The organism is Aurantimonas sp. C2-5-R2, from assembly GCF_036549495.1.
GTDB classification, from domain to species: domain Bacteria; phylum Pseudomonadota; class Alphaproteobacteria; order Rhizobiales; family Rhizobiaceae; genus Aurantimonas; species Aurantimonas coralicida_A.
Map to the genome: position 1 here is coordinate 1 of NZ_JAZHLJ010000022.1, position 20,549 is coordinate 20,549.

Genomic DNA, 20,549 nt, shown 5'->3' on the forward strand with positions numbered 1-20,549 from the left:
CCTCCGGTGAATATCTCTTCGATGTCGTCTTCGTCATCATGACCCCATCCTCTCAGGAACTGAGGTCTCCGGGAAACCCGGGGCGGTTCAGTTACTATCATTCGTTTCAGATTGTTTGTCGCCTTTCTCAACGCTGCCCCAGACCGACGATGCGTCCACCAATGCTCCCGTATCACCACCCGCCGTTTCCGGTTCGAAGAGTATGACTGATATGCGCGTTCAAGGTGCTCGTAGGGTTTCTCAAACATCGCGGCGTCTGCTTGTCTTGCGAATTCGGAGAAATCAATCATGTACCTTTCAGGTTGCCTTTTGAGCAAGTCATTTCCGTTGAAAATTCGCCGAAGAACCCTGTCGTTATTGTAGCCGTTTGGATTGGTGGGCTGGTCGATGAGCTTTAAGAACGTTTGTCTGTCGATTTGAAATGGTCCTCCAGTCTCCACTCCTCTCACACAGATATCTTTGTTGGTATCAAGACGTACTGCGTCACCGAGATCAAAACCTAGCCCTGCCTTTATATCAGATTGAATTTCGCCAACCGGCGTGCCTTCGAGCACTGAGGCTCCAAGTTTCTCTGATGAGAAGCAGATAAGAGAAACCCTGACGGCGGCGCCATCAACGGTCCAAGGTTCGTCCGCGAAAGCGTGGAAAATTCGACCGCCTTTGACGATCCTAGTTAGAACCTCCCTGTTCGCGCCTCCCCTTATTGAGTTGGTCGAAACGAAACCGGCACGCACATGCGACCGGCGGCGTAGCTGTTCCCAAGCCTTTGCAAACCAATAGACTACGAAGTCAGCTCCACCGGGAACGTCCCCGGCTGATGCTATTCTGAGTGCTTCGACGTACTCTTTGCCAAGTTCGAACAACATCTTGCTTCCACCCAGAAAGGGTGGGTTTCCGATGATGGCATCAGCCGAGGGCCAGTGGGCCCTTGAATAGCTCTCTGTAAGCAAGGCATCCCGGCACTCGATTGTCTCAAGCGGCTTCAGGATCGGGTTCATCGACGCGGCGAAGCCGTTCTTCAGCATCCACTGGATTTCGCCGATCCAGACAGATACGCGGGCCAGTTCGGCGGCGTAGGGGTTGATCTCAATCCCCTTGACGACCTCGGGGCCAATCGAGGGGAACCGCCTCGGCAACCCAAGCGCTTCGGCTTCGACTTGGGCTCTGTGCTCCAGGTCCTTCAGAGCCCGAAGGGCGAGATAGAGGAAGTTGCCTGACCCACAGGCCGGGTCAAGGACGCGGTAGTCGGCAAGGCGATGAAGGTATCGATCAAGGACCGCCTGAGCGTCGTTGCGAGCCGACGTGGCGCGACCCTTGCGAGAGGAGCCGGATCGTCCGCCGGCCGTCTTGGCGATCGCCTCGGCGTCCTCAGCTTTGATCAGGAGACCCTCGATCTCGCTCTTGGCGGCCTCCCACTCGGCGGCAAGCGGTTCAACGATCACCGGGTTGATGATCATCATGATCTTGTCGCGGTCGGTGTAGTGCGCCCCAAGCTGGCTGCGCTTGTCGGGATCAAGTCCGCGCTCGAATAGCGTCCCGAGGATCGACGGATCGATATCGCCCCAGTATTGGACGGCGGCGCGGTGAACGATCTTGATCTCGTCCTTCGTCAAGGCGAACACGAGATCGTCGTCGAAGAGTCCACCGTTGAACCAAGCGACCTTTTCGAAGCCGATCCTGCCACCGCTCTTCATGGCAACGAAGAGATCGCGGGCGAACCCCTCAAACTCGGATGGCTCCTCGATGGCTCGTTCGATCATTCGCGTGAACATCGCGCCGGGGAGAAGCTTCACATCCTCGGCGAACATGCAGAACACGAGCCGGTTGATGAAGTGCGCTACCTCCTCTGGCTTGTGGCCTCGAGAGCGCAGCAACTTGGCGAGTTCGGCGAACTCTCCGGCGACCTCTTCGGTCAATTGCTGCCGGGTCTTCTTCGGTCGCAGACGCTCGGGATCGTTGAAGGCGTCCTTCAGCCATTGCCGCTTATCGGCGTCTTCAAGGGCGGCGATCGCGACCTCGTAGGTCTTCGAGACAGAGTTCGTCCAGTTGGTATGGATGCGGATCGTTGTGCCGATGTCGGAAACGATAAGGAGGGGTGGATTGTCGAGGGCGACGGCGTAGCGTTGAAGCTGAGCAAAGGCCGTGTCGAGGTTCGCGTGGGTTCCCTTGTATTCCCAGCCGAAATGCCCGCGTTTGAACACGTCCGCGAAGCCGCGCCCGCCCGTCGTCTTCGTCGCGCCCACCTCGAAAGCAAAATCGAGCCCGGACGGATCGACGTCGGCCGGCGTAGGTTCGTCAAGCAGCCGGCAAAGGTCTAGGAAATGCTCTTGCGCCGCGCTGCGCTCCTTGAGCTTTGTTCCGCTCCATTTCTTGATGAATTCGTGCGGTGTCATGCGTCCCTCTCCCCGTTGCGGGAAGCTATCGGAGTGGAAAGACCCTGCCTACCGCATTCGGAAGATTTCCTTAGTTTGCAGTTGCCGCGCCGGTTTGGATAAATTGTCGCAAGGCTCGCCGCACTGTTTCGTCATCCAACGGTTCGCCGTGATTATTTCGTGTCCGATCATCGCGACTGCGTAGCCCCGCCAGAATCTCTTGCTGCCGTTCCGCGCTAACGGTGCCGTAGCTGTTGAAGCTTGTGTCCAGTTTCTCGTGACCGAGGTTCTGGCTCCAGGCTTTTATTGCCTCGCCATTCACTCCCAGATCGAAAGCGAGCCTCATCAACGTCTTCCGCAGGCTGTGCGGATTGAAATAGGGCTGGCCGGCCGCCGGGAAGGCGCGCTTGAAAATGTCACGGATCGGGCCGGCGTTGGACCAATGCGCCCGCTCCAGCCCGGCCGGCGCAAAGAGGCCGGCCGCGTTTGGCAGAACCTTCGTCTTCGGAAAGAGTGGATCGTCAGGGCCGAAGAGAAGCGGGCCGGTGAGGTGGGCGATCCAGTCCAGGACGATGGCTTCCACCTCTCCCCCAACCGGAAAAAAGTCGGTGCGGATCGTCTTCCGGTTCTTCGTCTTCACGGTGCGGGCATCCTGATCGACGAAACGGCCGGCAACGCTCACATGACGGATCTTCAGCGAGGCGACCGCCGCGTCGCGCGCGCCCGTCAGGAGGATGAAGGCGACGACAGCACGGTCGCGCTTTTCCAGATCGGTGCTGGCCGGCATGGTGGCGATGACGTGCTTCACCTGCTCCAGAGACGGACCGGGCTTTTCGCGCCTCGCCGATGCAATCCGCAGGTCATGGTTCGACGGATTGAAATATTCCGCGTCGGAGCCGTTGATCTTCGATCGGTAGCCGGGTTGCCCGGCGAGCCAGACGAAGAAGGCGTGACAGGCCTTCAGCCGGGCCGTGACGGTCGCTTTTGCCAGCGGCTTGCCCGTGGCGCTGTGCCCGGCTTCCGCCAGCCGCCGTTTGTAGGCGCGCGCCTGCTCGTGGTGGAAGGCAGCGAAGTCGCGGTGGCCGGTGCTGGCTTCAAAGTCGGCGATGGCGGCCAGCGCGGCGTTGACGGAAGCAGGTGCCATGCGCTTCGCATCCTCCAGCCAGATCATGTAGGCGCGCTTGATGCGCTCGTTTTTCGCGTGGTGCCTTGCCATGGGTGTCAGCCTCCTTTCGCAAGTGAACATTCGGACGGTGATCGGCGATCTAGCCTATGCGTGCGTCCGCCTGTCTGATCGTCACGGTGCATCTGGCCTCCAGCGCCGGCAGAAGGTCCTTGCCGAGCTTCTTGTGCATGGTGGTGGTGCATGTGTCGCAAAGCGCGAGATAGGAGAGGCGCCCCGACGCCGAGACCTCCACCTCCACCGCGTCGAAGGCCGGCCGGCGTGGCTCTCGGCAGGAGAAGCAAAAGCCCTCGTGCGGCTGAAGCGTCCGCTTTGCCGGCTTGCGAGCCTTCAGGAAAGCGATCAGGTCCGAGCCGTGAATGAGCGTCGGCCGCCTGCCGTCGATCGCCTCCAGCCCGTTCACCTTCAGCCATCGCCGGATCGTTCTACGATGAACGCCGAGTGCGGTGGCGGCCTCTTCCACGGTGTAGGTCCGGTGCCTGCCGATCGCCCGCCAAGACGGGCGTCGCGCCATCTCAGCGCCCCTTGTCGATCAGGGCGCGGATGTCTTCCACTCGCCAGACGGTGATCCGACTGCCCAGCTTCGTCGGCTTGGGAAAGCGGCCGTCACGTACGCCCGCCCACCAGGTCGATTTGGAAACGGGGATCGGGCCGGCCGGCGCGAGAATGGAGCGCAAGCGCAGGAAGCCGGTTTCAGGAAGGTGAGTGTAGTGCGACATAATTCGCCTCCGTCGGTTCAAGACGGCTGACGTTCTGTAAGATCGCGTAGTGCTAAAAAGCCGAAAAGCGGCAGAAACTTACGCTAGGGGGTTTTTGGCCTCGCCTAAGTACCCGTAGATTTTGGAGATTCGACTTTTGACGGAGCTTTCCGCCGGCTCCGCATCGTATGTGTCACGAAACCATAGGAGCATATCGCGGATCAATTCAGCTTGGGTTTCGGGAAGCCCGTCGGGAAGATTCGCGCGCCGAATGATTTCGAGCATGAAGGAATTCCAATCATACTCTTGCGGCCTTCCGCCTTTTCCTCCGGTGTAGGAATGTATTGGTCGAGGCGCTATGACATTGCTCGCTTGGAATTGTCCAAGCGGCGTGGCTGATGATGCACCGAACGGCGCCAATGTGTCGAACAAGAATGCCGGAAAGAGCTTTCGTTTCCGAGCAAAATCTTCGAGGTCGTGCCGCGAGACGAGCGAGCCCGAGTAGTCGCCAATGAAGGTGAGAGAGTTAGTGCTGGAATCGGCTTTCAGCTCGCCTCCCACTATCGCTGCCACCAGCATCTGCTTTGTTGCGTGAGCTTCGGACGGCGCCCCAATGAAAAGTGACCCAATCGAAGCCGGGTCGACGCCGCACCAAAGGGCCGAAGCCTGATTCACTGTAAAGGCGCTGACGTGCATCCAGTATGAAGTGAGCTCATCGGCCGCCATCTACTGCGCCGCCTCTATTGTCTTCGCCCACCATTCGCCCATACGTACGCGTTCGTCCCAATAAGCCGCCCGATGATAGGCGCGTCGCACTTCGTCGGCGCCGACATGGCCCAGCTCGGCTTCGATCGCGTCCGAATGCCAGAGGCCGCTTTCATTCAGCAGCGAGGAAGCCGACGCCCTAAAACCATGCGACGTCATCTCGTCCTTGTCGAATCCCATCCGACGAAGCGCACTGTTTAGCGTGTTCTCGCTCATCGGCCGCAAGGTGGTATGGATAGCAGGGAAGACGAGGCGTCCCGATCCCGAGCGGCTTTTCACATTCTCCAGGATCGCAACAGCCGCGTCGGACAAGGGCTTGCGATGCTCCCGGCGCATCTTCGTTCGCGCGGCCGGTATCGTCCACACCCGCTTCGCCAGATCGAATTCGCTCCATTCCGCTTGCCGCAATTCGCCCGGTCGCGGATAGAGCAAGGCGAGAAGCTTCAGCGCGGCGCGCGTATCGGTCGAGCCCTCATAGGTCTCGATTGCGCGAAGCAATCCGCCAAAGCGCTTCCAGTCAGTGAAGGCCGCGCGATGCGTGACGGTCGGAGCGGTGAGGGCGCCGCGAAGCCCGTAGGTCGGATCGTTGTCGGCGCGCGCCGTCGCGATCGCATAGCGGAACACTTGGCCGACGACGGCACGAAGCCGGCGCGCGGTTTCATAATTGCCTTGCGCTTCGACACGGCGAAGAGGAACGAGAATTTCGGCCGCGCTGATCTCTGTGATCGGCCGGGCGCCGATGTCGGGCCGGACCAATCCCAGAAGCCAGCGTTTCTTCGTCAGGGTCGCCGCAGCTTTGCCTTCGCGCTCGGCTTTCGAAAGCAGCTCTTCCGCCACCGCGTCGAAGGTGGTCGCGCGCGAAGTCGTCAACGCGATTTGATCGAGCTTCGATTTTTCCGATGGATCGATGTTGCGTTTCAGGAGCGATTTGGCCTCGTCGCGTCGCGCGCGCGCATCCGCCAGCGAGACCGTCGGATAGGGACCGAGCGAGAGAAGCTTCTGTTTTCCGCTGAAGCGATAGGACACTCGCCACAGCTTCGAGCCGGTCGGCGATACCAACAAATGAAGACCGCCCCCATCGCTATGTTTCGAGGGACGCTCGGAAGGCCTGAAAGCCTTGATTTGCAGGTCAGAGAGCGACATTCCGCCATCCGTTTGTTGGTATCGAGTTTCGGTTCCAACCGCTTTTCGCGGCCGATACCAACAAAACTACCAACAAATGAATTGGATACCAACACCCCGCGTTGGACAACGTCGGATCAAGAATTCAGCGTTTCTAGGGGTTTGGGCCGTTATTCGGACTGTTTCGGACCGTCTCGAATAGGGAAATGGTGCCCAGGAAAGGACTCGAACCTTCACGCCTTGCGACACACCGACCTGAACGGTGCGCGTCTACCAATTCCGCCACCTGGGCACGGCGCGGACAATTAGAAGCTGGACCCGCCGCTGTCAACGCGGTTTTTTCGCGCCTTCACCTTGGCGGGCGAACCGGTTATGAGGCAAGGCGAAGCCGATTGCGCGCGGGCTACCGGGCGGCGACATGGCGAGGCAAGCAAGGAGCGCGGGAACGATGGCGGTCGACACGGGCAAGACAGTAGTGGTCTTCGGCGGTTCGGGTTTCCTCGGCCGCTATGTGACGCTGGCGCTCGCTCGCCGCGGCTACCGCATCCGCGTCGCCTGCCGGCGGCCGGATCTGGCCTATCACTTGCAGACCAACGGCAATATGGGCCAGATCATGCCGGTCCAGGCGAATCTGCGCTATCGCTGGACGGTGGATCGGGCGGTCGTGGGCGCCGATCATGTGATCAATCTCGTCGGGATTCTTGCCGAAAGCGGCCGACAGAATTTCGAGGCGGTGCAGTCCTTCGGGGCGCAGGCGGTGGCCGAGGCGGCGCGTGGCGTCGGGGCGCGAATGACCCAGATCTCGGCGATCGGGGCGGACGCCTCCTCCGACTCCGCCTATGCCCGCACCAAGGCGGCCGGCGAGCAGGCGGTGCGCGAAACGATTGCCGATGCTACCATCATCCGGCCCTCGATCGTGTTCGGGGCGGAAGACCAGTTCTTCAACCGCTTCGCCCAGATGGCGCGATTCTCGCCGGTCCTGCCGCTGATCGGCGGTGGCCGCACCCGCTTTCAGCCGGTCTATGTCGGCGACGTCGCCGAGGCGATCGCCGCGACGGTGGACGGCAAGGTGGCGGGTGGCCGCGTCTATGAACTCGGCGGGCCGGAGATCCTCACCTTCCGCGAGCTGATGGAAGAGATGCTCGCAGTGATCGCCCGCAAGCGCCGTTTCGTCACGATCCCGTTCGGCGCAGCCGCTTCGATGGCGCGGGTCATGCGGTTTCTGCCCGGCGCGCCGTTGACCGAGGACCAGGTCCGCCAGTTGCGGCACGACAATGTGGTCTCCGAGGAAGCCATCGCTGAGGGCCGCGACCTCGCCGCCTTCGGGCTGAAGGGGCATACGATCGACGCGATCCTGCCGACCTATCTCGTCCGGTTTCGCCCGGAGGGCCAGTTCACCACGCCGCAACCGCAGGCCGGCGGCCTGACGCCGGACGAAAAAGAATTCGTCTGAGCGGATCGCGCAAGGCCTGGACGCCAGCCGGCGTCCAGGCTCTTAATTCGCGCTCGATTACGATGAAATAGGATCGATTCCAGCAGGTCAGCGGGGAATGCGGGCGGAAAACCGGTTCTCACTTTTCCTCATTCCTCATTCCGCGTTAGCCGATCGCCACAATCGCCACGATACCGGCCAGACCCACCGCGATGCGCCACCAGGCGAAGGGCGCAAAGCCGTGCCGCGAGACGAAGTCGAGCAGGCCGCGGACGACGACGAGCGCCGACAGGAACGCCATGACGAAGCCGATGGCGATCAGCCCGAAATCGTCGAGCGACAGAAGGTCCCGGTTCTTGATCAGATCGTAGGTGAAGGCGCCGACCATGGTCGGCATGGCCAGGAAGAACGAGAATTCGGCCGCCGATCGCTTGTCGGTGCCCATCAACAGCGCGCCGGCGATGGTGGCGCCCGAGCGCGAGGTGCCGGGGATCAGCGCCAAAGTCTGGAACAGGCCGATCTTCAGGCAGAGCGAGAGCGGATAATCCATGACGTCGTGATAGCGCACGGTGAGCGGCATCCGATCGACGACGAGCAGCAGGATGCCGCCGACGACGAGCGCCACGCAAATGACGATTGGCGTCTCGAACAGCACCGTCTTGATGAAGTCGTGCGCAAGGACGCCGGCGAAGGCCGCCGGCAGGAAGGCCAGCACGATACCGGCGACGAAGCGGCGGCTTCTCGGGCTCGACGGCAGCGTGATGAACAGCTGCCACAGCCGGGCGAAATAGACGGCGAGGATTGCCAGGATCGCGCCGAGCTGGATCAGCACCTCGAAGCTGCGGGCGGTCGACTGGAAGCCGAGGAAATGGCCGAGCAAAAGGATATGCCCGGTCGAGGAAACCGGAATGAACTCGGTGAGACCCTCGGTAATGCCGAGGATGACCGCGTCGATGATGGTCCCGATTTCCATAAAAGCGTCGTCCTTGATGAATCTCTGATCTACGCGGGAAGGCCGATGCGAAGCGTTCGATGCCGGTCCCGGTGAGAGACGCGCGTGGGCATCGAAACGCGACGCGGAACATGGCCCGCAGCGCTTTGACTCCGTTCGGTCGAGGATTGCAACATCTTGCAAGCCACACGGATGCTGCTATGTGGCCCAGAAACACCGAGGCGAGGTTGTTCAGGGTTCGTTGACGCGGACCTGCGACAATCCTGGTCCACGCGACCGCCCGATCTTCCGGCCGTGTGTTTCGATATCATCACGGTCCGGCGCCGCCAGCCGTGCCCGGCGACCCCACGCAAGAGCTCCCGACCCGTTTTCATGCTGAAGCTTCACCATCATCCGATGTCCGCCGCCTCGCGCTTCGTGCGGCTGGTGCTCGGCGAATACGGCGAGCGGGCCGAACTTCTGCCGGAGCGGACCTGGGAAAAGCGGCCGGAATTCCTCGCCCTCAATCCGGCGGCGACGCTTCCGGTGATGATCGAGGACAACGGCCCGCCGATCGTCGGCGCGACGGTGGTGGGCGAATATCTCGACGAGACGCGCGGCGTCTTCCAGCGCGATCGGCGGCTGTTGCCGGAAAAGCCGATCGAGCGGGCCGAGGCGCGCCGGCTGACCGAATGGTTCCTGTCCAAACTCGACGGCGAGGTGACGCGCTATCTGGTGCGCGAGCGGGTGCTCAAGCTGGAAATGAAGCCGCAAGAGGGCGGCGGTGCGCCCGACGCCGCGGCGATCCGCGCCGCGCGGGCCAATCTCAAGCACCATCTGCGCTATCTCGGCTGGCTGGCCGAAAGCCGTGACTGGCTGGCCGGGCCGAAGCTGTCCTACGCCGATCTGGCAGCGGCCGCCGCCCTGTCGATCCTCGACTATCTCGGCGAAGTCCCTTGGGATCAGGAGCCGGCGGCCAAGGACTGGTACATGCGGGTGAAATCCCGGCCGTCCTTCCGCCCGCTGCTCAGCGAACGGGTGCGCGGCCTGCCGCCGGTACATCATTACGGCGAACTGGATTTCTGAGCCGCGCGGCGGTTTCCGCTGGCCGCAGGCTTCCGCTATAACTGACGCATGGTGGCCCCACCCCACAATTTGCCTGACCGCCTGAAATTCTTCATCCGGGACGACGCGCGCCGTCTCGGCTTCGACGCCGTCGGCATCGCGCCGGGCACCGGCGACGTTGCGGCCGGTCCGCGGCTCGACGACTTCCTCGCCCAGGGCCGCCACGGCACCATGGACTGGATGCCGGAGACGGCGGAACGGCGCCGCTCGGCGAGGGCGCTGTGGCCACAGGTGCGCTCGATTATCGTTCTGGGCCTGAGCTATGCGCCGGACGAGGACCCGCTGGCGATCCTGTCGCGGCCCGATCGCGGCGGGATTTCGGTCTATGCCCGCCACCGCGACTATCACGAACTGATCAAGGGTCGGCTGAAGGAACTGGCGTCACGGCTGATCGCCAAGGCCGGAGGCGCCGCCAGCGGCCACGACGCCAAGGTCTTCGTCGACACTGCGCCGGTGATGGAAAAGCCGCTCGGCGAGATCGCCGGACTCGGCTGGCAGGGCAAGCACACCAATCTGGTCAGCCGGGAACATGGCTCCTGGCTGTTCCTCGGCTCGATCTTCACCACGCTCGAGCTTCCCGCCGACGAGCCGGGTCGAGACCTGTGCGGCTCGTGCCGCGCCTGCCAGGACGTCTGTCCGACCGACGCGTTCCCCACGCCCTATCAACTCGACGCGCGGCGCTGCATCTCCTACCTCACGATCGAAACCAAGGCGGTGATCCCGCGCGAGTTCCGTGCCGCGATGGGCAACCGCATCTATGGCTGCGACGACTGCCTCGCCGTCTGTCCCTGGAACAAGTTCGCGGCGAACGCCCGCGAGGCCAAGCTGATCGCGCGCGACGAATTGCGGGCGCCGCGCCTTGCGGAACTGCTCGCCCTCGACGATCATGGCTTCCGGGCGCTGTTTTCCGGTTCGCCGGTAAAGCGGATCGGTCGCGACAAGTTCGTCTCCAACTGCCTGATTGCGGCCGGAAATTCCGGGAATCCGAATTTGGCTCCCATGGTCTGGGGATTGCTGCGGGACCCAGCGCCGCTGGTTCGGGCGATGGCGATCTGGGCGCTGGACCGTCTCGATCGTGCCGACGCCTTGCGTGAACGCGTCGGGGCGCTCGATAGCGAAGACAATCCGAACGTCAGGAGCGAATGGCATGCGCTGGGGCAGGAAGACGAGGCAGTCGGCCGAGACGGTGCGTGATGCCGCCGTTACGGCCGGCGAAACCGCAGTCAAGGCTGGCAGAATGAGCGTCGAGCAGGCCCGGCACTCGCTGCAATGGGCCGGCGGCAGCCTGCCCGACGCGCTGCGCCGCCGCCAGGCGATCGGCGCTGGGGCGGTCGGGGCGCTGGCGATCGGCGCGCTCGCCGTCGGAGCGATCGCGTTCGGCGCCTTCGCGATCGGTCGGCTGTCGATCGGTCGGGCAAAGGTCGGGTCCGCCGATATCGGCCGTCTCAGGATCGGTCGGCTCGAGGTCGACGAGATCGTTCCGGCCGGCCGGCGTCATTCGCGTGTCAAAGGTCGAGCGGCATGACGGACATATCCGATCTATCTCGGATGCGGCTCTTCGTCTTCGGCCACGGCTATTCGGCTTCGCGCTTCGTCGAGACGTTCGACGCCAAGGCCTTCGACAGGAACACGGTCACCGGCGTTACAGTCCGCTCCAGGGACAAGGCGGCAAGCTTGGCCGCGCATGGCCTGAAGCCCTTCGTTTTCGATGGCGAGCATCCGGCGGACGGCATCGCCTCGACGCTCTATCGCGCCACCCACCTCTTGGTCTCGATCCCGCCCGGCCATGCCGCCCCAGTCGGCGCCTGCGTCGGCGGCGCCAACGCCCGGGCAGGTGATCCGGTGCTGCGCTGGTATGTCGACGAGATCGCCCATGGCAGCCCGAATTTGCAATGGATCGGCTATCTGTCGACGGTCGGCGTCTATGGCGACCATGACGGCGACTTGGTCGACGAGGACAGCGAGACCCGGCCGGTCTCCGAGCGCTCCAAGGCGCGGGTCGCGGCGGAGGATGCCTGGCGGGAGGTCGCGGAAACGCGCGGCGTGCCGTTGGCGATCCTCAGGCTTTCCGGCATTTACGGGCCGGGCCGCAACGGTTTCGTCAATCTGACCAGGGGGACGGCCAAGCGGCTGGTGAAGCCCGGCCAGGTGTTCAACCGCATCCATGTCGACGATATCGCCGGGGCGTTGGCGCTGCTTGCCGGCCAGCGCCTCGGCGGTGTGTTCAACGTCAGCGACGACGAGCCGGCGCCACCACAGGACGTCGTCGCGCACGCCGCCGAACTCGCAGGCGTCGCGCCGCCGCCGGAAACCGGGTTCGACGAGGCCGAGTTGTCGCCGATGGCGCGCAGTTTCTACGGCGAGAACAAGCGGATTTCCAACGCCAAGATCAAGGCGGCGGGCTACGCCTTCCGCTATCCGACCTATCGCGAGGGCCTGGCGGGGTTGGTTGGGGATTACAAACAGGAAAAGGGCGGGTAAGGCGCTCGCCCGCGCCCGGTTTGATCCGCATCAAGGCGACGGTTGCTGGAAGGTTCATGGTTTGCGGATGGTACGGCGGAGCGCGCGCGTGCGAGCCGCCCGAGCCGGAAACATGGAGCAGCACAATGAGCAGGTACACAATCATTCCGGCGGCGGTCGCGGCCGTCGCCCTGATGCCGGGCATGGCCCTGGCGCAGCAGACGGAACCCTATCGATACGCCTATGGCCCGCATATGGGCTGGGATGGAGGCTGGTCCGGCATGATCTTCGGTCCTTTTTTCATGATCTTGTTCCTGGCCATCGTGATCGGCCTCATTGTCCTCCTGGTGCGCTGGCTCGGCGGCGGGGCGTGGCCGGCAATGCAGGCGCCCAATCAACAGGGCGGACGCTCGCCGCACGATATCCTCAAGGAGCGCTATGCGCGCGGCGAGATCGACAAGGACGATTTCGAGGAACGCAAGCGCACCCTCGGCGAGTGACCGAAGGCGCGCGGTCGACGGCGGTCAGGCCGTTGTCGCGGGTTCTGGCGCCGCGCCCGGTTTCAGCGCGAACACGTCGGACGGCGAAAAATAGAGGTCGACGAGCGCGCCGCGCAGCGGCGGCGGCTCGGTCGGCCGGTTGAAGGTATCGGCGAGGATGATGCCGCCGGCGACCGACAGTTTCAGCCGCACCACCGAGCCGAGAAATTGCGTGTCCTCCACTCGTGCGCTCAGCCGGTTGATCCGTTCGGGCGAGGGTTCGAGCTTCACTGCCTCGGGCCGCAGCGCCAGCGTCACTGGGGCTCCCGCCGCGCCTTGCGGCGGTTCGGCCAGCGTCACCGACGTGCCGTTGACCGCGACCGTCGAACCGCTTTCCCTGACGCCGTCGAGAAGGCTGAGCGTGCCGACGAAACTCGCCACGAAACGGCTGGTCGGCCGATTGTAGATCTCGAAGGGCGCGCCGCATTGTTCGATGCGGCCGTCGCTCATCACGACGATCCGGTCGGAGATCGACAAGGCCTCTTCCTGATCGTGCGTGACGAAAATCGTGGTGATACCGAGCTCGCGCTGCAGCGCCCGGATCTCCTCGCGCAGCGACAGGCGGATTTGCGCGTCGAGCGCCGAGAGCGGTTCGTCGAGCAGCAAGACGCGCGGGCTCGGCGCCAGGGCTCTGGCGAGCGCGACGCGTTGCTGCTGCCCGCCGGAGAGCTGGTAAGGATAGCGCTCGGCCAGATGCGGCAGCTTGATCAGCGCCAGCATTTCCTCGACACGGGGGCCGATCTCGGATTTCGGGCGGCCGGCGACCTTGAGGCCGAAGGCGACGTTGTCGGCGACCGAAAGGTTCGGAAACAGCGCATAGGCCTGGAACACCATGCCGATCCGCCGGCGGTTGGGCCGGGTGTCGGTCACGTCTTCGCCGTCGATCACGATGTTGCCGGCCGATGGCGTCTCGAAGCCGGCGATCATCCGCAGCATCGTGGTCTTGCCGCAACCGGACGGTCCGAGAAACGAGACGAACTCGCCGCGTTCAACCGCAAGGTCAAAATCGCGGACCACCGTAGTCGCTCCGAAGCGCTTCGAGACGTTCGAGATCTGGAGAAAGCTCATCGGGCGGCGCGCCTTCCCAATTTGAACAGCGATCGTCCCGAACGGGAGCGGCCGGGAGCCTGGCTGCCGACAACCTGGAGCATGGCCATGCAGGCCCAGGTGACCGCGAAGGCGATCACCGCGAGCGCCGCCGGCTCATAGGCGCGGTTGGCGCCCATCAACGCGAGATAGGGGCCAAAGGCCGGCCGGTTGAGAAGGCTTGCCAGCACGAACTCGCCGATGACGATGGCGAAGGTCAGGAACGCGCCGGACAGGACCGCGGCGCGGACATTCGGCAGGATCACCTTGAACAGGATCGTCGGGCGCCTGGCGCCGAGGCTTTCGGCGGCCTCGGTCAGGGTCCGGATGTCGATCGCCGCCATGCCGGTATCGACCGCGCGGAACATGTAGGGCAGCGACAGGATGACATAGCCGAAGACGAGCAGGATATTGGTGCCGAGGGCGCTGCCGGTGAAGGGCAGCAGCGAGGACGAGTTATAAAGCCGCAGATAGCCGAAGACGAGAACGATCGGCGGGATCACCAGCGGTAGCAGCGTGATGAACTCCACGAGCGGCCGCAGCCTGGGAAATTTCAGCCGCACCCAGTAGGCCGTCGGCACGACGAGAAGCGCGCCGAGGACGATCGTCGCGAGCGCGGCGACGACGGAGAAGACGAAGGTCTCGCGAAAGCGCGGATCGTCGAAGACGACCCGGTAAGCCTCGAAGCTCCAGATTCCACGCAGCATCGACAGCGAGAATTCGAACGTGGCGACCAGCGGCAGGAAGAAATACAGCGCGCCGACGGCGACGATGGCGAAGGGGACGAGCCGCGAATTTGTCATTGCCGCCACCGCTCGGCACGGGCGCGCAGCCACAGATAGAGAACGTTGGAGCAGCCGGTGATGACGATCATGCCGAAGGCGAGCGCGTAGCCGAGATTGGGGTTGTAGAGGACATCGCCGCGGATCTGCGCGTAGAGCAGGATCGGCACGATGTTGAGCGAGGATCCGGTGAGTGCATAGGCGGTCGCGATCGCGCCGAAGGAATTGGCGAAGAGCAACAGGAAGCAGCCGAGGATCGAGGGCGCCAGCACGGGCAGCCCGACCATCCGCCAATATTGCCAGCGTGATGCCCCGAGGATCTCGGAGGCCTCGCTCCATTCCTTCTTCAACCCGTCGAGCGCCGGGGTGATGATCAGCACCATCAGCGGAATCTGGAAATACAGATAGGTGATGGTCAGGCCCCAGAACGACAACAGGTTGAAGCCCAGCGTGTAGATATTGATGCCGAACGTATCCTTGAGGAACAGTGTGACCAGGCCGAGACGGCCGAGCGTCGCCAGAAAGGCGAAGGCCAGCGGGATGCCGGCGAAATTCGAGGCGACGCCCGCGAAGGTGACAACAGTCGGCCGGATTGCGCCCGGAAGGCCGCCGTGGACGATCGCGTAGGCGATGAAGAATCCGACCAGCGCGCCGAACGCCGCCGAGGCTAGGCTGACCTGGATAGAGATCGAATAGGCCGCCATGATCTGCGGGGTGAACAGGCCGATGATGTTGTCGAAGGTCAGCGCGCCGCTAGGGGTCTGAAAGGCGCCGAAGACCAGATAGACCGTGGGCCCGATCAGGAACAGCAGCGCGAAGGCGAAGAATGGCACGATGCCGAGCCAGGCCAGCGAGCGCGGCGGTCGTCTGCGCGGCGGTCCCGCGGCGGGCGCCGTTCGCGAACCGGTCGTCCCTGCATCGACGATAGACGCCATGATCCCCCGCTGTCGTCCGTGTCGCGACCGGACGGACCGCCGGCGTCGCCGGCGATCCGAACATCGAGCGTGCTACTGGACGGTGGCGCCGACGACACTGTCCCACTCGCCGGTGATCGCCGCCTTGGCGGCGTTCTGGTCGTCGAGGCTCGGGAACTTCGCGGTATCGTAGGCCTCGGCCGGCGGCAGCTTGTCGAGGAGTTCCTGCGGGATCTTGCCTGCTTTCGACATCGCGTTGAACCGGATCGGGTGACAATAGCCCTTCAGGTAGGTCAGCTGGCCTTCGTCCGAGTAGAGATATTCCATCCAGAGCTTGGCGGCGTTCGGATGCGGCGCGAAGGCGCTGATCGCCTGGACGTAGACGCCGGCGACGACGCCCGACTTCGGCACCACGACTTCCGTCGCGGGATTGCCCTTCAGCGTATCGCGGGAGGCGAGCGCGTTGTAATCCAAATGGATGAGCACAGGGGTCGTCCCCTGCGCCAGCGTCGCGGTCGAGCCGACGACCGGGACGAAATTGCCGGCTTCGTTCAGCTTCTTGAAGAAGTCGAGGCCGGCCTTGCCGACCGCCTCGCCGCCGCCGTCGGGCGTGGCCACGAGCCCGGCCGCGTAGACCGACTGGATCGCCTGGGCCGAGCTGCGCGGATCACCCGCCAGCGAGACCGCGTTGGCATATTCCGGCTTCATCAGATCGGCCCAGTCGGTGGGCACGTTGTCGATGATGTCCTTGTTCACCTGGAAGGCCAGGACGCCGTAGTAATCGCCGTACCAATGGCCGTCGGCATCCTTGGCATCCTCCGGAATTTCGTCCCAGGTCGAGACCTTGTAGGGAGCCAGCAGGCCTTCGGCCATCGCGGACGGTCCAAACGACAGTCCGACATCGATGACGTCGGGCGCCTGCGGGCCGGTGTTGCCCTCGTTGGCCTTGATCGCCTCGATCTCGTCGCCGGAGCCGGCATTGGGATTGAGCTCGTTGACCGCGAGGCCGTACTTCGCCTTGAAGCCTTCGATCATCTCGCCGTAATTGCACCAGTCGTGCGGCAGCGCGATGGTGGTGAGCTGACCTTCCTTTTTGGCTGCCGCGACGAGCTCGTCCATCGACATCGCGGCGTCGCCGGACTGCGCGAGGGCAAGGCTGGTCGACAGAGACAGGACGGTGGCGAGCGCCGTGGTGCATGTTCGGGACGTCATCATGGGTAACCCTCTCAGAGGCCGTTTCGAAACCCTGCCAAGACCAGCCTCCATGGTTCACCCGGGACGCCCAAACCCGCGGAAATCGGGTATCATGTCATTGCGGAGCGACCATCCGAGGGGCCTTTGAACCCGCCGCAGTGAGTTTCGAAACGGACTCTCAGAGAGCGTCGACACGGGCGTCGACGAAAACCAGTCGCTTCCCCAATGGGAGCGCCGGTGCGGTAACATCCGTCGATGACAGTCCGATGTCGCTGCACGGCAGGCTTCAGAAAGGCTCGACCGGTGATATTAGGCACGTCCTCGCCTCGCCATCAATCCGATTTGAAAATGGGGTCCGCGCCGCGGTAATGGCGCATGGCGGTCCGAATGAGCGAACCGGCGGTCGTTTCGGCATGGTTAGGCGTTCTCGGCTCTGCTATCCGCACCCGCGTCGCCGTCCCGCGAATGCATGCTCTCCGCCCAAGCTATCGCGATGGATCGAGATCGCCGGTTCCCTCGACCTCGGAGCGGATCCACTCGACCACGGCGTTCCTGGCGGGATTCGGTTTCCCCCCGATCGGATGGACGATGTGGTAGCCGCTTTGATCGTCGCTTTCGTCCCGCCACAGCATGACGAGTCGGCCTCGCGCGATCTCCTCCGCCAGAAGCAAGCGCGGCGCCAGCGCGATTCCCTGGCCGTTCGCCGCCGCGTCCATGGCGAGCGATGTCTGATTGAATTGCATGATGCGATGGCGGGCCGTCGTCCCGCTGTGCTCGAACAGCGTTTCCCAGAAAATATGGCTGTCCTGGATCAGCCGGTGCGCGGCAAAATCCTCGAACCGCTCGATCGGCGCGGCTGACTCCGCGTATCCGGGGCTACAGACCGCGCAGAGATCAAGAGGGGCGAGAAGCGTGCTGTGCGTGCCGCGTTCGAACGGCGGATGCCCGTGACGGATGGCGATGTCGACGCCGTCGGGCTGGAAATCGGCGATCCGTTCGCTGGCGACGGTCCGCAGATCGATCTCGGGGTAGGCTTCTTCGAAGCGGCTCAGTCGCGGCACCAGCCATTTCGCCGCGAAGGAGGGCGTGACGCTCAGCGTGATGCGGGCGGTCTCCGGCCGCAGCTTCCCGGTGGCGTCATCGATGATCGCCAACGCCCGGAAGATGGGGCGATGATAGCTCTCCCCCGTCTCGGTCAGCGCGATGCCGCGTGCCTTGCGGTGGAAGAGCACCTGCCCGAGATCGGCCTCGAGCCGGCGCACCTGTTGCGCCACGGCTCCTTGCGTCAGGTTCAGTTCCTCCGCCGCGAGCCGGAAGTTCAGATGCCGCGCGGCGGCGTCGAACATCCGCAACGCGTTCAAATTCGGTGTTCGCACGGGGAGCGCCTCAGTTCAGGCAGTAGATTTTCTACAGTCTCGCGCGACGAGACATGATTGGTCAAGCCCCCGCCGGAGGTCCATTCTGGCGACGGATAGAGACAACGGAGAACGGTCATGACCTCGAAAGTAGCCCTCATCACAGCCGGCGGCAGCGGCATGGGCGCCGACGCCGCGAAGCGCTTGGCCGCTGACGGCTACACCGTCGCGATCCTGTCGTCCTCGGGCAAAGGCGAGGCTCTCGCCGCCGACCTCGGCGGTGTCGGCGTTACCGGCTCGAACCGGTCGGTCGCGGATCTGCAACGGCTGGTGGATCTGGCGATGGACCGCTGGGGCCGCGTCGACGCGCTGGTCAACTCGGCCGGACACGGGCCGAAGGGGCCGGTGCTGGAGATCAGCGACGAGGACTGGCACACCGGCATGGAGGTCTATCTGCTCAATGTCGTGCGGCCGACCCGTCTCGTCGCGCCGATCATGGTGGCCCAGGGCGGGGGTTCGATCGTCAACATCTCGACCTTCGCAACTTTCGAGCCGGACCCGCTGTTTCCGACCTCGGGCGTGTTCCGGGCGGGGCTTGCCGCCTTCACCAAGCTGTTTGCCGACAAATACGCCGCCGACAATGTGCGGATGAACAATGTTCTGCCCGGCTTTATCGACAGCCTGCCCGAAACCGAGGACCGCCGCGCCCGCATTCCCATGGGCCGCTACGGCAAAGCGGGCGAGGTCTCGTCGCTGATCGCCTATCTCGCCTCCGAGGACGCCGCCTACATGACCGGCCAGAACATTCGCGTCGATGGCGGGCTGACCCGTGCTGTCTGACGCCGTCGCGGAACCGGCACCGCGCAACAACGGCCAGATCGCCTTTACGATCAAATGGGTTGCGTCGATCATCCAGATCATGGGCTATACGGCGACGGCCTTCGGGTGGACGCCTTGGAACATCTATCTGTTTGTGGTCGGGCTCATCGGCTGGTTCGCGGTCGGTGTGCTGTGGAACGATCGGGCACTCATCCTGATCCACCTCGTCGCTCTCGGCGCGATGCTGGTGGGGCTTGCGAGCAGCTGAAAGTCGCCTGAAATCGGCTGATCGTCGCTCCGTCGCATCGACCTGACAAAAGCATGATCGCCGAATCAGGTTCGGCGACGGGGACGATGCGCAATTGCCGGCTCCCGCGCGTCTGGACATTGGCGGCAACGGCACGTTGTCATTGCCGCCCCGGCGATTATAGACTTCTCCGCGAGGAGAAAGCGCGCCCGGAAGGACACCGGCGCGCTGCGGTAGCAAGATGTTCGACGGGCACAATCCCTATCTGGTCGCCCTCTCGCTGGCGGTCGCGATTCTGGGCGGATACACCGGCTTCGGTCTCGCGGCCCGGGTCCGCGGCGCGCCGGGACTGACGCGCCGGCTGCTGCTCGCCGGCGCGGCCGTGTTCCTCGCCGTCGGCATCTGGACCATGCATTTCATCGGCATGCTGGCCGCGCCGCTTCCGCAGGCCGCCGGCTATCTCGTCCTGCCGACGATCGTCTCGTTTCTGATCTGCGCGCTGGTCGTCGGCGTTTCGCTGTTCTTCGTCAGCGTCGGTGAGCCGTCCGAAGGGCGGGTCATCGCCTCGGCGCTGTTGCTCGGCGCCGGTATCGTCTCGATGCACTATGTCGGGATTCACGGACTGGCGGGCGATTTCACCATCGAGCACGACCCCGTCATGGTCGGCCTCGCGGCGCTCATCGCGGTCGGCACGGCCTATGGCGGCTTGCGGATCCTGATCGCCCGGCATGATGGCCGGCGGCTGGCGCTGAGTGCCGTCGCCTTCGGCCTCGCCGTCTCCGGCATGCACTATACGGCGATGTACGGGATGCGATTGCAGCCGCTCGATTCCCTGGACGGCGCGAGCCCCGTCGGACTGGTCGCCTCGGCCGAAGTTCTGGCGCTGATCGTCGCGCTGCTCTGTTTCGTCATCGCCGCGGGCTTCCTGCTGCTGCTGGTTCCCGAACCGCGCCAGCGCGCTGTCCATGCCTTTGCCCCGGCGGGCATCGGCGACGCGGCGTTTGTCGCCGACGCCCTCGGCGCGGGCGCCGCACATCCGCCGGCCGACACGCGGCCGTTGTTGCCGCCGGTGACGCGGCTGCCGGTCGAAGGGCCCGACGGCACGCATTTCATCGACGTGGCGGAGGTGCGCGGCGTGAAGGCCGACGCGCATTATACGCTGGTGCATGACGGCACCCGCGAGCGGATGTGCCCGTGGTCGATCTCCACGACCGAGGCGCGGCTCGACCCGGCCCAGTTCCTGCGGGTACATCGCAGCCACATCGTCGCGATCCCGCACGTGACCTCGGTGCGCCGGGCGGGAGATGGCGGCATCGTCGAACTCGACGGGCTGACGCCGCACCAGGTTCCGGTTAGCCGAGCCCGGATCGCGGAACTGAAGACGCGTCTCGGCCTCGCCCGACACGATGCCAGGCCGCAGCAGGCCGGAAATAGGTCATAAACGCTGACGCAGTTCATGCGCCGAAAACGGCATTTCGTGCGCAATCCGGGCGTTCGTGACGCGTTGAGGCCGGCCGTCTTACCG

The 20,549-nt window shown here is 64.0% G+C and carries 21 protein-coding genes and 1 tRNA gene; 9 read left to right on the forward strand and 13 right to left on the reverse strand.

Translation table 11 applies throughout. From position 1 onward, the window contains the following. From VQ044_RS11705 to VQ044_RS11735, 7 genes are all read right to left on the reverse strand, one after another. On the reverse strand, positions 1-2,393 hold a 2,393-nt coding region (locus tag VQ044_RS11705; protein ID WP_331827672.1), incomplete at its 3' end, for a class I SAM-dependent DNA methyltransferase. Between the two features lie 70 nt (positions 2,394-2,463). Beyond that, entirely contained in the window at positions 2,464-3,588 is a 1,125-nt protein-coding gene (locus VQ044_RS11710; RefSeq protein ID WP_327647432.1) for a tyrosine-type recombinase/integrase, read from the reverse strand. Positions 3,589-3,637: 49 nt separating this feature from the next. Continuing rightward, the gene (locus VQ044_RS11715; RefSeq protein ID WP_327647434.1) at positions 3,638-4,069 is read right to left on the reverse strand and encodes a helix-turn-helix domain-containing protein; all 432 of its coding nucleotides are present in this window, start codon (positions 4,067-4,069) and stop codon (positions 3,638-3,640) included. A gap of 1 nt (position 4,070) precedes the next feature. Continuing rightward, on the reverse strand, positions 4,071-4,274 hold the full coding sequence (locus VQ044_RS11720) for a helix-turn-helix transcriptional regulator (protein ID WP_327647435.1): 204 nt from the start codon (positions 4,272-4,274) through the stop codon (positions 4,071-4,073). 78 nt (positions 4,275-4,352) lie between these two features. Then, complete coding sequence (locus VQ044_RS11725) at positions 4,353-4,979, reverse strand: hypothetical protein (protein WP_327647437.1); 627 nt, start codon at positions 4,977-4,979, stop codon at positions 4,353-4,355. Then, on the reverse strand, positions 4,980-6,161 hold the full coding sequence (locus VQ044_RS11730; protein ID WP_327647439.1) for a tyrosine-type recombinase/integrase: 1,182 nt from the start codon (positions 6,159-6,161) through the stop codon (positions 4,980-4,982). It abuts the gene before it with no gap. Between the two features lie 186 nt (positions 6,162-6,347). Beyond that, positions 6,348-6,432 (reverse strand) — tRNA-Leu (locus tag VQ044_RS11735). Between the two features lie 156 nt (positions 6,433-6,588). On the opposite strand from VQ044_RS11735, the gene VQ044_RS11740 reads away from it, so the two are divergent. After that, a complete protein-coding gene (locus VQ044_RS11740) occupies positions 6,589-7,593 on the forward strand; it encodes a complex I NDUFA9 subunit family protein (protein WP_327647441.1) in 1,005 nt (334 codons plus the stop codon). Between the two features lie 145 nt (positions 7,594-7,738). On the opposite strand, the gene VQ044_RS11745 is transcribed toward VQ044_RS11740, so the two are convergent. After that, positions 7,739-8,545 carry an undecaprenyl-diphosphate phosphatase gene (locus tag VQ044_RS11745; protein WP_327625044.1) on the reverse strand — a complete coding sequence of 269 codons (807 nt, stop codon included), beginning with the start codon at positions 8,543-8,545 and terminating at the stop codon, positions 7,739-7,741. A 351-nt stretch (positions 8,546-8,896) separates the two neighbouring features. On the opposite strand from VQ044_RS11745, the gene VQ044_RS11750 reads away from it, so the two are divergent. The 5 genes from VQ044_RS11750 to VQ044_RS11770 all read left to right on the forward strand — a co-directional run bounded on the left by VQ044_RS11750 (position 8,897) and on the right by VQ044_RS11770 (position 12,588). Then, a complete protein-coding gene (locus VQ044_RS11750; RefSeq protein WP_327647443.1) occupies positions 8,897-9,589 on the forward strand; it encodes a glutathione S-transferase family protein in 693 nt (230 codons plus the stop codon). Positions 9,590-9,640: 51 nt separating this feature from the next. Further along, the gene (gene queG / locus VQ044_RS11755; protein WP_327650956.1) at positions 9,641-10,822 is read left to right on the forward strand and encodes a tRNA epoxyqueuosine(34) reductase QueG; all 1,182 of its coding nucleotides are present in this window, start codon (positions 9,641-9,643) and stop codon (positions 10,820-10,822) included. Positions 10,823-10,865: 43 nt separating this feature from the next. After that, the gene (locus VQ044_RS11760) at positions 10,866-11,153 is read left to right on the forward strand and encodes a hypothetical protein (protein WP_327647447.1); all 288 of its coding nucleotides are present in this window, start codon (positions 10,866-10,868) and stop codon (positions 11,151-11,153) included. Positions 11,154-11,176: 23 nt separating this feature from the next. Beyond that, a complete protein-coding gene (locus VQ044_RS11765) occupies positions 11,177-12,109 on the forward strand; it encodes an SDR family oxidoreductase (RefSeq protein WP_327647503.1) in 933 nt (310 codons plus the stop codon). A 125-nt stretch (positions 12,110-12,234) separates the two neighbouring features. After that, positions 12,235-12,588 (forward strand): SHOCT domain-containing protein, encoded by a 354-nt coding sequence (locus VQ044_RS11770; protein ID WP_327625036.1) that lies wholly within the window; start codon positions 12,235-12,237, stop codon positions 12,586-12,588. Positions 12,589-12,612: 24 nt separating this feature from the next. Here VQ044_RS11770 and VQ044_RS11775 read toward each other — a convergent pair whose 3' ends face one another. From VQ044_RS11775 to VQ044_RS11795, 5 genes are all read right to left on the reverse strand, one after another. Further along, positions 12,613-13,695: an ABC transporter ATP-binding protein gene (locus VQ044_RS11775; RefSeq protein ID WP_327647448.1), complete on the reverse strand. Its 1,083-nt coding sequence runs from the start codon at positions 13,693-13,695 to the stop codon at positions 12,613-12,615. Next, entirely contained in the window at positions 13,692-14,516 is an 825-nt protein-coding gene (locus VQ044_RS11780; RefSeq protein WP_327647449.1) for an ABC transporter permease, read from the reverse strand. Before VQ044_RS11780 ends, VQ044_RS11775 begins: the two co-directional genes overlap by 4 nt. Continuing rightward, on the reverse strand, positions 14,513-15,430 hold the full coding sequence (locus VQ044_RS11785; RefSeq protein WP_327647451.1) for an ABC transporter permease: 918 nt from the start codon (positions 15,428-15,430) through the stop codon (positions 14,513-14,515). Before VQ044_RS11785 ends, VQ044_RS11780 begins: the two co-directional genes overlap by 4 nt. Positions 15,431-15,502: 72 nt before the next feature. After that, entirely contained in the window at positions 15,503-16,621 is a 1,119-nt protein-coding gene (locus VQ044_RS11790) for an ABC transporter substrate-binding protein (RefSeq protein WP_327647505.1), read from the reverse strand. A 467-nt stretch (positions 16,622-17,088) separates the two neighbouring features. Next, positions 17,089-17,979 carry a LysR substrate-binding domain-containing protein gene (locus VQ044_RS11795; protein ID WP_327647453.1) on the reverse strand — a complete coding sequence of 297 codons (891 nt, stop codon included), beginning with the start codon at positions 17,977-17,979 and terminating at the stop codon, positions 17,089-17,091. A gap of 117 nt (positions 17,980-18,096) precedes the next feature. Between VQ044_RS11795 and VQ044_RS11800 the strand changes: the two genes are divergently transcribed. From VQ044_RS11800 to VQ044_RS11810, 3 genes are all read left to right on the forward strand, one after another. Then, positions 18,097-18,798 carry an SDR family oxidoreductase gene (locus VQ044_RS11800; RefSeq protein WP_327647455.1) on the forward strand — a complete coding sequence of 234 codons (702 nt, stop codon included), beginning with the start codon at positions 18,097-18,099 and terminating at the stop codon, positions 18,796-18,798. Beyond that, on the forward strand, positions 18,788-19,045 hold the full coding sequence (locus VQ044_RS11805; RefSeq protein WP_327647457.1) for a DUF6552 family protein: 258 nt from the start codon (positions 18,788-18,790) through the stop codon (positions 19,043-19,045). The genes VQ044_RS11800 and VQ044_RS11805 overlap by 11 nt, the downstream gene beginning before the upstream one ends. Before the next feature lie 220 nt (positions 19,046-19,265). Beyond that, positions 19,266-20,465, forward strand: coding sequence for an MHYT domain-containing protein (locus tag VQ044_RS11810; protein ID WP_327647458.1), 1,200 nt, complete (start codon positions 19,266-19,268; stop codon positions 20,463-20,465). The last annotated feature ends 84 nt before the right edge of the window (positions 20,466-20,549 follow it).